We start from the raw sequence: 12,356 nt of genomic DNA, 5'->3' as shown, positions 1-12,356 counted from the left end.
ATGCAAGAAGCGTACATTGTACAGGCCAAGCGGACGGCCATTGGTAAAGCGGTTAAAGGGAGCTTGGCACAGGTTCGTCCAGATGATTTAGGGGCTTATGTTATACAGGATATTCTCAAAAATGTTCCTGCTCTTAAAACGGAAGAGATTGATGACTGCGTTATTGGTTGTTCGTTTCCAGAGGCAGAGCAAGGGATGAATATGGCCAGAATTATGGCCATGCGCGCTGGTCTCCCGCTTGACGTTACAGGTGTAACTATTAATCGCTTTTGTTCGTCAGGGCTTCAGGCGATTTCCATGGCTGCAGATCGGATTCGCTTAGGTGAAGCAGATGTGATGATCGGTGGCGGAGCAGAGAGCATGTCCATGGTCCCGATGGTTGGGAATAAACCGGCTCCGAATCCCTTTATGTTGGCGAATGCTCCAGAAGTCTATATATCGATGGGCATAACTGCTGAAAACGTAGCAAAAAAATATGAGGTCACGCGTGAACAGCAAGATGCTTTCGCGGTACAAAGCCATCAGAAAGCTTTTGCTGCCCAAAGCAGAGGACGCTTTGATGACGAGATTGTTTCAATTCCTTTACCCACTTGGGGAAAACCGGGTGAAAAATGGTTCAATAAAGATGAGGGGATTCGTCCAGAAACCACGATGGAATCGTTGGCTAAACTCAGGCCAGCCTTCTTGAATGGGGGCTCGGTCACGGCAGGGAACTCGTCCCAGACCAGTGACGGTGCAGCAATCACCCTTCTTATGTCTGAACAAAAAGTCAAGGCTCTAGGTTTGAAACCAATAGCCGTTTGGCGTGGATTTGCTGTCGCTGGTGTCGAACCCGAACTGATGGGCATTGGTCCGATTAAGGCCATCCCCAAAGTTTTAAAGCAAGTTGGGTTGACCCTAGATCAAATCGACTTATTCGAGCTAAATGAAGCTTTTGCCTCACAGTCGCTGGCGATCATTAAGACGCTGGACATAGACCCGGCAAAAGTGAATCCTAACGGCGGGGCCATTGCTTTTGGACATCCACTCGGTTGTACCGGAGCTAAGCTCACAGCAACTTTATTACATGAATTGACAAAACAAAAGAAGAAATACGGCATGGTTACCATGTGCATCGGTGGCGGCATGGGAGCTGCCGGCGTGTACGAATTGTTGTAGAGTTGTGAGGAGTTAATCCGCGAAGCACAAAAGTTAAACATATGGCAAAAAAGCAATAAACATTAAAGAAGTTGAAAAATACTAAGAGGCCTCGTTCGACGAGGCCTTTTAGTATACATCCACGATTATTAGGATTATATTTTGCTCGATAAGGCTGCGGAGATGGGATTGTATGGTCTAAGCATTCCATAAGAGCACACCGGCTTGAGTCGGGTATGATAGACATTTCCTGACGTATTAGAAAAGAGTTCGAAGGGGGTTATGAAATGAATTGGCAACCTGAGGTTGATGAATTGCACAGACGGGAAGATTTAGCCAAACTAATGGGAGGAGAAGAGCGGGTCGCTAAGCACCGGGCGCAAGGTAAGTTAACGGTCCGAGAGAGAATTGAGCTACTCCTCGATCTAGGTACGTTTCACGAAACAGGGGCTTTAGCAGGAAAAGCTACTTACGAGGAAGGCAAGATGATCGATTTCGTTCCAGCCAATTTTGTCCTTGGAACGGGACGTATTGATGGGCGTAAAGTTGTTGTTGGAGGAGATGATTTTACCGTACGCGGTGGCGCTGCAGATGGTTCAGTGCGAGGAAAGCAGGAGTATGCTGAGCGAATGGCCCATGACCTTAAGATACCCATCATTCGTTTGGTAGATGGCACTGGAGGTGGAGGGAGCGTCAAGTTCCTGTCCAATGAAGGCTACACTTATGTACCAGTCAACCCAGCCTGGGACTTGGTGGTCGCTAATCTAGGTTGTATTCCTGTGGTAGCTGCTTGTCTCGGATCAGTAGCGGGGTTGGGTGCAGCGAGAGTCGTAACCGCCCATTTTTCGGTAATGGCTGAGAATAATTCTCAAATTATGGTGGCTGGTCCGCCTGTTGTCAGATACGGGACTGGGGAAATTTTATCTAAAGAGGAACTGGGAGGAGTGCAGGTTCACAGAGCCAGTGGGGTTGTCGATAATGTGGTTGAATCAGAACAGGAGGCTTTCCAGCAAATTAAAACGTTTCTTTCCTATTTGCCGTCCAATGTATGGCATTCTCCACCCGTTGCGGTGTCAAACGACGATTCTCAGCGTAGAGAGGAAAAATTACTTTCAGTAATCCCGCGAAATAGAAGACGTCCTTATAAAATCCGAGAACTGCTACCGATGATTTTCGACCGAGAATCCTTATTCGAAATGGGACGTTTTTTCGGTGCTGGCACAGTTACTATGCTGGCACGATTAGAGGGTCATCCGGTGGGCGTTATCGCCCCAGACCCCTTTATCCGGGGTGGAGGGCTTACCGACAAAGGAGCGGATAAATTAGAACGTTTCGTAGATCTATGCCAAACGTTTCATTTACCCATTGTCAATTTAGTGGATCAACCGGGAATGGATATAGGTCTAAACGCGGAAAAGAGGGGTACTATTCGTCGGGGTGCTCGGGCAATAGCAGCCATCTACCAAGCTACAGTACCTGTGATCGAAATTATTTTAAGACGAGTTTTCGGTGTTGGCGGAGCAGGTATGATCAATGGGCATGCTCTTCATTTACGTTACGCTTGGCCGTCGGGTGACTGGGGTTCCCTACCTTTAGAAGGAGGAGTGCAAGCAGCCTATCGTCGGGAGTTAGAAGCTAGTTCGAATCCCGAGGCTCTTCTTAAGGAAATTATGGATAGTATGGAACCCATCCGGTCACCTTTACGTACTGCAGAAGCTTTTGGTATCGAGGAGATTATTGACCCACGCGAAACTCGTCCACTTCTTTGCGAATGGGTAAGGGATGCTTATGCCCTTTTGCCACAACAGTTAGGCCCCTACCAACATGCCATGCGACCCTAAAAAAGAAATGAAGCATAGGTGAAAGGTATACTCTCTTCCGGTTCTTTCTTTTTACTACAAGTCGTAATTGAATTTGAGGAGTGGGATGAGTTGTCTTATGAAACAGATTTTGAGTCCAAAAAAATTAGCCAGATTGGGATAGTGGGATCCGGCACCATGGGAGCGGGTATTGCCCAGGTGGCAGCCCAAGCAGGTTACCAAGTTGCTTTGTGGGATTTGAATGAAGAGTTAGTACAGCGCGGTCTTGCCAGCATCCAGAAAAATATAATCCAGCAAGTGCAAAAAGGTAAGATTACTTCAGAGACTGCTAACCAGTGTCTACAGCGTATTAAAACAACCACTAGTTTAGCTATGCTCGGATCCTCGGACTACATTATTGAATCTGTCATTGAAAAATTGGAGGTTAAAAAGGGTTTGTTCAAAGAACTGGACGGTTTTTGTCCACCAGAAACGATTTTGGCGACTAACACATCGGGGCTTAGTATTACTGAATTAGCTTCAGCTACTAACAGGCAGGATAGGGTAATTGGTACACACTTTTTTATTCCACCCCCTCGCATGGAACCGGTAGAGGTAGTACAAGGTTATCACACTTCTGAAGCTACTTTGCTTGAGACGGAAAAACTCTTGATTAGCTTGGGGAAAACGGTGATTAAAGTCAAGGATAGTCCCTTGTTTGTGTTCAATAGAATTATGAATCCCATGATCAACGAGGCTATCTTTGTGCTGCAAGAAGGATTGGCAACTGCTGAAGATATTGATAAAGTCATGAAACTGGCTGGTCATCACCCGATCGGTCCTCTTGCTTTAGCAGATGTTTGCGGTCTAGACGTGGTTTTAATGGTAGGAGAAACTTTGTTTCGAGATACGGGTGATACTAAATACCGAACTCCTGGTTTATTGCGTCAATTGGTCAGCGCGGGCCACTTAGGCAGAAAAACGGGCAAGGGCTTTTTTGACTATGCCAGTCAACCGAAGAACGACAATTAGAAAGTCTATACCCATATATGGATGTCCTCCTTAATATGGATAAATTGTAAAGGTGTTAGCGCAAAAAGGGGCCGAGTGCGATTATAGTGAATATGTGCGTTTTCGGCACTACTTATGGACAGGTATTAGGGTGTTTGAGGGATGGAGACTCCCACTTATTGAAGTGGGAGCCTCTGAAGTGGATGAAAAAGCGAAGGTAATCAAGCGGGCTTTTATGATAGAACGGGTACTGAATTTTTGAAGTGTATGCTTTCTAACACAGAATTGTAAATATTTGTATCAATTCCGTACACGTTTAGTACTCTCTCTAATCGCTGATTTGTTATTTAAGAGGGTTTTTGTTATACATTTTAGTGGCATAAATATTGCATTTAGATCTAAAGGAGAGTTATTAGAATAGTTAAAAAGAAACGAGGTGCAAATTTACTTTCCAGTGAAAAAGACAAGATAATATAGGTAGACTTGAGTGTAACCACATAACCAAGAGGAGGGGAACTTTTTAGGCATATAATATTCAGAAAATTTATAATAGAAAATAAAATATAAATCTAAGCACTAGCGAGTTAATGAAATTAGAGAACAGTTTGACTTTACTTAAACCAAATAATTAAGTAGTAAAAAGAGGAGGCAATCGGATGACGGAAAATGAGAAACTATGGTTGAAAAGCTATCCAAGCAATGTTAGGTACCACATTGATTACCCCGATAAGTCGCTAGGTCAAATGTTTGATGAGACAGTCGCCAAAATGCCAGATAGCCCTGCCATGATTTTTGGAGGGCATACGGTTACTTATAGACAGTTCGGGGATCAGGTCAACCGTTTTGCGACTGCTTTAGCTGGTTTAGGTATCATCAAGGGGGAACGGGTGGGGCTAATGGGCCCGAATTGCCCCCAATGGGAAATAGCTTTCATTGCTTTGCTCAAATTAGGCGCAATTGTCGTCCAAACAAACCCCATGTACGTTGAACCAGAAATTGCACACCAAATGAATGATTCTGGGGCAACCACGATCATTGTCTTTGAAATGATGTATCCTCGGGTAAAGAATGTGCTGCAGGATACGTCTTTACAAAGGGTCATCGTTTTTAACTTTCTTGCACCGGTCAAGTCAGCACCTGGAATTTATTCATACGACGATCTAATCAAGTGTGAGGCTGCTCTACCTGAAGTACCCATTAATTCCGCCGAAGATCTGGCAGTCTTGCAGTATACTGGTGGCACGACGGGTGTCTCCAAAGGGGTTATGCTCACTCACCGTAATCTAATATGTAATACCCTCCAAGTTCTTGAATGGTCGGTTAACATGGAATATGGAAAGGAACGCATTCTCACCATATTGCCGGTATTCCATGTCTATGGCATGACTGACTGCCTCAATAATGCTTTGTGCATCGCTGCAACTCAGATTATTTTGCCCCGCTTTGACGTTGATCAAGTGTTGGAAACAATTCGTGCCTATAAGCCGACTCTCTTCCCTGGTGCACCAACCATGTTTATGGCTCTTAACAGCCATCCCCGCATCGCAGAATACAGTGAAAGCTTAGCTGCAATCAAAGTTTGCACTAGTGGCTCAGCCCCACTGCCCTTAGAGGTTGCTCAGAAATTCAGCGAAGTGACGCAAGGCAAAGGAAATTTAGTTGAAGGGTATGGTTTGTCTGAGGCTTCCCCGATAACGCATTGCAACCCGCTCGATCGCCCTACACGCGCCGGTTCCATAGGTTTCCCCTTCCCTGACACTGATTGCGCAATTATGGATTTGGAGACTGGTGACAGAGAGCTCCCCGTGGGCGAAATAGGAGAATTATGCGTCCGAGGTCCTCAAGTGATGCTTGGGTACTGGGAAAAGCCAGAAGCGACGGCTGAAACCTTACGGAACGGCTGGTTGCATACCGGCGATATAGGCAGAATGGACGAAGAAGGTTACTTCTATATAATTGATCGCAAGAAAGACATAATTATCGCAGGCGGTTTCAATGTTTATCCTCGTGATATTGAGGAAGTATTGTATGAACATCCAAAAGTTAAGGAAGTTGTTGTAGCAGGGGTGCCCGACGCTTACCGCGGCGAGACGGTTAAGGCATTCATTGTCCTGCAACCCAATACAGAGGCTTCAGACCAAGAATTAATTGCTTTTTGCCGGACCAAGTTGGCTGCATTTAAGGTACCACGCCTTGTGGAGTTCAGGAATGAATTGCCTAGAACGATCGTTGGAAAAGTTTTGCGCCGTCAGCTAGTTGAAGAGGAAAAAGCAAAACTCCAAACGGCTGCCACTACGGAATCCTGAGTCAGGTAAATGTTCAAGGTGCAAATAACTATGCTCTTATAAGTTGGATAATTTATAAGTAAGTAAGTAAGTAAGTAAGTAAGTAAGTAAAAATACCCCGTAGGTGTTTCCCTACGGGGCCTCTCACATTAGGGTCATGGTTAGGGAGGCAAAATTTCGAGGAGGTAGTTAGATGAACGATCGAAAGCGTAAAAGTTGGCCTCAAGATTTACTCCCGGAGCTCTCTTATCAGCAAGGGCAAAAGCCCTTGCACGAGTACTTGCGGGACAATGCCAACTTGAATCCAGAGAAGATCGCGATCATCTGGTATGGACGAGAGATCACCTATCGTGAACTAAACGATCTCAGCGAGCGGTTTGCAACTTTCTTGTCGGTCTCCGGGGTTAAGAAAGGAGATCACGTAGCGCTTTTTCTCACCAATAGTCCCCAATATTTTATTGCGCATTATGGAATCCAAAAAATCGGAGCGGTCGTGGGGCCGTGCAGTCCTTTGTTTAAGGAGTGGGAATTGGAGAGCCAACTCAACGATATGGAAGCGAAAGTGATCGTGGCAGCGGACGGCCTCTACGATATCGTAATGAAGGTTCAGTCAAAGACACAAATTGAGCAGGTTATTCTCACGAATTACGGGGATTTTCTGCCGACTGAGCCTACACTCAATGTTCCAGCAGAGATAGGCAAACCGAAACCCTTCATTCCGGGTGTTCACGACATGATCTCGGTGATCAGGGATCTGGAAAGTTCTGTTTCTTCCGTGGACTTCAATATGAAGGACATTGGTCTCATGGTCTATACTTCCGGTACGACCGGTCAACCGAAGGGAGCCCTGCTTAGTTATGAGAACGCTCTCTTTAAGACAGCTGCAGTAGCCCAAAGCAGCAAAATTGGGGCGGAGGATGTCTTACTTACCGTGATGCCCCTTTACCATATCGCGGGGATGTTGTTGGGGCTCAATTGCCCAATTTATGCCAACGCCAGCATGGTGCTTTTGTATCGGTTTGATCCGCTCGCAGTTCTGCAGGCCATTGAACGCTACAAATGTACGTGGTGGTATAGTGTGGTGCCTATGAATCTCGCAGTCATGCAGGTACCCAATGCCGGACAATATGATATTTCCTCCTTAAGAACTAGTAGAGCTACCAGCTTTGGAATTATCCTAACTCAAGAGATTTCGGAGGCGTGGGCTAAGTTTACGGTCGGGTGTGAGATCTACGAAGCGGCTTATGGACTCAGTGAAACTCACACAGCGGATACCTTTATGCCCTCGACTGCCGTAAAGTGGGGAACTCAAGGGATCCCGAACTACGAGACGGTGATTCGTATTATTGACCCAGATACGGGTAAGGAAATGCCGGTCAGCGAGATGGGCGAAATAGTTATCACCAATCCAGGTGTTTTCCGGGGTTATTGGAATAGACCAGAGGCCACAACCCAGACTCTTCGTGATGGTTGGGTATACACTGGAGATATGGGGTGGTTGGACGAAGATGGCTATTTGATCTTCAGTGGACGGTTCAAAGAAATGATCAAGGTATCAGGTTACAGTGTTTTTCCGGAGGAAGTGGAAGCCATGCTGATCCGGCATGAAGCAATTGCCCAAGTAGCGGTGACTGGAGTACCCGATGCTCAGAAAGGCGAAGTAGTCAAGGCCTACGTTGTGCTGAAACCTGAGCAGGGTACCCAAATTTCCGCTCAGGACATAATGGACTGGGCCAAACAAAAAATGACGACCTACAAGTCTCCGCGTTATGTTGAGTTTCGGGAGTCCCTGCCAGCTACCGGCGCGGGCAAAGTGCTGCGCCGGCTGTTATAAGACTTAGTAGCTTTTAAGAATATAATTCAAAAGGTAGTGGAAGCATTATGTCAAGAACAAGACATTTAGAATTTTGGCCTAAACGTCTAGCACATAGTTTACCTGTGCCGAAGACCAGTTTATATGATAATCTTGCAGTCTCAGCTCGGAGGTATCCTGATAAAGCCGCTATCCACTATTATGGCGGCACTGTTGCTTATCGGCAATTTCAAGCTGAAGTGGATTCCTTAGCAGGCTTTTTACAAAGCAAGCTAGGGGTTGTCCAAAACGATCGCGTTCTGCTCTTTATGCAAAATTCACCCCAATATGTGATTGCCTATTATGCCATTTTGCGGGCAAACGCCGTAGTGGTACCCATGAGCCCTATGAATGTTACGGATGAAACTGTCATTTTATATCAACGATTGTGAGGCAACCGTGGCCATTACCGGACAGGAACTCTATGAGCGCCTTGCTCCATTGCAAATGAGCACTCTCTTACAGCACGTTATTGTTGCTGCCTACAGTGATTATGCGTCGCCCGAGTTCGACTTGGCAATTCCTGATGAAGTTGGTGCCCCACGCCATGACTTCGAGAATCCCCAGACAATTTATTGGCAGGAGGCTATCAACTCTGGTTTGAAACCAGGCCCGTTGACTGTATCTGAGCAGGATATGGCGGTTTTGCCTTACACATCAGGGACCACTGGCAGACCAAAAGGGTGTGTTCACTCCCATAGGTCAGTTAATGCTAACACTGTTGGCGCATCTGCATGGACCTCAATGACGGCCAATACGATTACTTTGACGACTTTACCATTATTTCATGTGACTGGAATGCAACATAGTATGAATGCACCAATTTTTGCAGGTGGAACGATGGTGTTGTTGACCCGTTGGAACAGGGAAGTTGCCGCTGCTTTGGTCGAAGGGTACGGATGTACTCACTGGGTAAACATAGCCACCATGGTGGTAGATTTTCTGGCCAATCCTAACCTGATGAACTATAATGTGAAATCTCTGGCGTTCGTGGGTGGTGGTGGCGCCCCCTTGCCAGAAGCAGTTGGGGAAAAGTTGTTCCAACTACTGGGCGTGAGATATGCAGAAGGGTATGGTTTAAGTGAGACAATTTCTCAAACCCACTTCAATCCGCCGGACCGCCCGAAGTTGCAATGTCTGGGGATTCCATCCTTTGATGTGGATGCAAGGATTATTGACCTCGAGACCCTGCAGGAGTTAGGACTTGGGGAACAAGGCGAAGTGGTCGTGAACGGGCCTCAGGTGATGAAAGGGTATTGGAACCGCCCAGAAGAGACTGAGGAAGGCTTTATTACCATCGGTGAGAAACGATTTTTCCGTACTGGTGATATTGCAAAATATGATGAGGACGGATATTTCTTTATTGTTGATCGAGTAAAACGAATGATCAACGCTGCCGGGTTTAAAGTCTGGCCTTCTGAAGTGGAGTCAACTATGTTCAAACACCCAGCGATTCGACAAGCCTGTGTGATTGGCGTGCCCGACGCAAAACGAGGAGAAACCGTAAAAGCTTATGTTATCTTGCATGAAGCGCAACGAGGAAACGTTACTGAACAAGATATTATCGAGTGGGCTAAGGGTATGATGTCTGCCTATAAATATCCGCGCATCGTACAATTTGTGGAGAGTCTTCCAATGTCGGCCAGCGGTAAACTTCTCTGGCGCAAGTTACAGGAAGAAGAAAGGGAAGTATCAAGGGGTGTAACCTTGGCGGACTGATCACATTTTGAGGCATTTGAAAATTATTTTGGAGGGTGGAGGGACAGTGACAGTAAATACGGTGTTAGGGCCGGTAAGCGCCGACAGACTTGGAAAAACCTTGTTCCATGAGCATTTTGTCTTCGGCTATCCCGGTTTCCAAGGGGATACCACAATGGGTGAATTTGACCGGGGAGCAGCCCTGCGGGTTGGTATTAATGTGGCGGAAAAACTTATGACTCACGGGGTAAAAACTGTAGTCGACGCCACGACCAATGAATGTGGCCGAAACCCGGAGCTGTTAAGAGAAATTTCAGAAAAGACAGGGCTACAAATCATCTGTTCGAGCGGCTACTACTACGAGGGAGAATCTGCACCAGCCTACTTTAAATTTCGAGCAGGGTTAGGTGATATGGAAGCCGAAGTTCATGAGATGTACTTACGAGAAATTACGGAAGGGATCGGGAAAACGGGTGTAAAAGCTGGGGTCATTAAATTAGCATCCAGTAAAGATGTCATTACCGATTATGAGAAAGTTTTTTTTCGGGCGGCAGCCAAGGTGCAGAGGGAAACTGGAGTTACCATCATCACGCACACTCAGGAAGGGACCATGGGAGCTGAACAAGCAGAGTTGCTGATTTCCGCAGGCGCTGATCCCCGTCGAATCGTAATCGGTCATATGTGTGGAAATACCAATGTAGCCGACCACGTCAGCGTCTTGAAAACAGGTGTTTTCTTGGGCTTTGATCGCTTCGGTATCGAGGGAATCGTCGGAGCACCCTTAGATTCGGTTCGCGAGACAATGCTGATTGGTCTGTTGGGAACGGGGTATGGAGGGCAACTATTATTGTCTCAGGACACTGTGAACTATTGGTTAGGCAGACCCCTGATTTTGCCCGAAATTGTACAGCAAATGTTAGCCCATTGGCACCCTACGAATATTTTTGAAAATGTCCTTCCAGTACTACGAAAGGCCGGTATTACAGAGGAACAGATTGATATACTCTTGATTGAAAATCCCGGAAGATTGTTTGGAACTAGTTAAAAAAATCAACGACAGGCATCGCCTGTCGTTGATTTTTTGTAAAGGTAACGGATAGTAGCATTTATTTTTGAGTTGTAACGTTAATTTTATACGGCAGAATCCTTATTTGGTAATTGGCTAAACGGCTTCATCCTAGTCGTCAAGAGTAGATTGAGTGCAGCAATAGCAGCTCCGATCACAAATACATATTCATAGCCTAGAACAGTCCAGATAAACCCACCTAGAAAAGGCACAAACATTGAGACTATGTGATCAAGAGTTATGCCCATGGATAAGGTTGGAGAAACATCTTCAGAATTTAAGGCTATTCTCTTAACATAGGTGGCTCTGGCCATGCTCACGGACACTAGCATTTGATCGAGAACAAACAGTCCACAGACGACGTAGAGAGTAATTTTTCCTAGACCCATAGTTTCTAGTAAGCCTTCAGTAAAAGCATAACCGAGACAGACAAAGATTAAAGATACTGATTCTCCCGCCAAGACGAATCGTTCTCCTACACTATCAATCAGGTATCCGATAAACGGTTTAAAAAAAATTCCCAGGCCGGCGATGATGAAGCTTAAAATGGCAAACGTGGCAACGTCCTGGCTAAAGACTTTAATAAGGACCCACGGCCCAAAGGTGATGAAGATCTGTTTCCTGGCGCCAAAAAGGATACTTAATCCATAGAAAACCTTATATTCTTTGCGGAGCACAAAGCGTTTACCTATTCTCTTACCCGAGTGTGGTTTCATCATTAAGATCAGTACGGCTGACAGGAAGAAGGCTCCTGCCGAAATAGAGAAGGCCAAGTGATAGTCAATTTTAATATATCTAAATAAAAGGGCTGTGGCCAAGCTTGTGGCTAGAAAGACAGCCGTGTTCACAGAATTGATCTGACCCAATCTTTTCCCCATTTGGCCTTCGGATGCTAAATTCATCCCGATACTATTGGCCATTGGCATAAACAAATGTTGCCCCATACTATATACTGTTAGCCAGCCAATCATAGGGAGATATTCGGGTGACCAGAATGCCAGACCGAGGGACCCTAATCCACCGAGTAGGTTTGCTATAGCAGCGGTCCGAACGTCTCCAAAAGCAAACAAAAGTCCTGTCATAAAAACAACTGCAAAGCCTGGGAATTCCCGAGGAATTTCTAGGAATGTCCGTTGTGAAATTGTCAAATGATAATTATCACTCAGAAAGTTATTAAAAAATGAAATATCAATGCTTTGTGTAACCCCGATCACAGCACTAGCTAATAAGAACAAAATAAAATCTCTTTTTTCTAAACCCCACATCTCTCTGTCCTCTTACTCTCTTCAACTACTCTTACTTTAATTCGCCTAATCAGGAGATATTCCTGCGGTTCACGAACCTTAGCATAATAATTATTAAGTTCCATTATTTTTGTAAAAATATATGATACTGTAAAGGAACCATTGTTAAGGGTAACACTAGATAAGTAGTTTGCTGATTTAGATATTAAGGTAATGCCAAAAGGGTATGCTAGCTTTCAAGGCGAAAATCAAAAGGTCATTTAT

The 12,356-nt window shown here is 45.5% G+C and carries 9 protein-coding genes; 8 read left to right on the top strand and 1 reads right to left on the bottom strand.

Annotated features, from left to right (window positions below; all coding sequences use genetic code 11):
• The 8 genes from JL57_RS00630 (at position 1) to JL57_RS00595 (ending at position 10,827) form a co-directional block, all read left to right on the top strand.
• Positions 1-1,158 (top strand): acetyl-CoA C-acyltransferase, encoded by a 1,158-nt coding sequence (locus JL57_RS00630; protein ID WP_034140112.1) that lies wholly within the window; start codon positions 1-3, stop codon positions 1,156-1,158.
• Between the two features lie 266 nt (positions 1,159-1,424).
• Positions 1,425-2,978, top strand: a complete 1,554-nt coding sequence (locus tag JL57_RS00625) for an acyl-CoA carboxylase subunit beta (protein WP_034140111.1) — start codon at positions 1,425-1,427, stop codon at positions 2,976-2,978.
• A gap of 90 nt (positions 2,979-3,068) precedes the next feature.
• Entirely contained in the window at positions 3,069-3,968 is a 900-nt protein-coding gene (locus tag JL57_RS00620; RefSeq protein WP_291299546.1) for a 3-hydroxyacyl-CoA dehydrogenase family protein, read from the top strand.
• Positions 3,969-4,603: 635 nt separating this feature from the next.
• Positions 4,604-6,253 carry a long-chain fatty acid--CoA ligase gene (locus JL57_RS00610; protein WP_034140109.1) on the top strand — a complete coding sequence of 550 codons (1,650 nt, stop codon included), beginning with the start codon at positions 4,604-4,606 and terminating at the stop codon, positions 6,251-6,253.
• Between the two features lie 172 nt (positions 6,254-6,425).
• Positions 6,426-8,066, top strand: a complete 1,641-nt coding sequence (locus JL57_RS00605; RefSeq protein ID WP_291299545.1) for an AMP-binding protein — start codon at positions 6,426-6,428, stop codon at positions 8,064-8,066.
• 47 nt (positions 8,067-8,113) lie between these two features.
• On the top strand, positions 8,114-8,476 hold the full coding sequence (locus JL57_RS33175; RefSeq protein WP_291299544.1) for an AMP-binding protein: 363 nt from the start codon (positions 8,114-8,116) through the stop codon (positions 8,474-8,476).
• Positions 8,436-9,803, top strand: coding sequence for an AMP-binding protein (locus tag JL57_RS00600; RefSeq protein WP_291299543.1), 1,368 nt, complete (start codon positions 8,436-8,438; stop codon positions 9,801-9,803). The genes JL57_RS33175 and JL57_RS00600 overlap by 41 nt, the downstream gene beginning before the upstream one ends.
• Before the next feature lie 46 nt (positions 9,804-9,849).
• Entirely contained in the window at positions 9,850-10,827 is a 978-nt protein-coding gene (locus JL57_RS00595) for a phosphotriesterase (RefSeq protein ID WP_034140144.1), read from the top strand.
• Between the two features lie 86 nt (positions 10,828-10,913).
• On the opposite strand, the gene JL57_RS00590 is transcribed toward JL57_RS00595, so the two are convergent.
• Positions 10,914-12,113, bottom strand: a complete 1,200-nt coding sequence (locus JL57_RS00590; RefSeq protein ID WP_034140108.1) for an MFS transporter — start codon at positions 12,111-12,113, stop codon at positions 10,914-10,916.
• Between the last annotated feature and the right edge of the window lie 243 nt (positions 12,114-12,356).

The organism is Desulfosporosinus sp. BICA1-9 (assembly GCF_000802135.1).
This window is presented reverse-complemented; position numbering and strand designations above follow the sequence as displayed.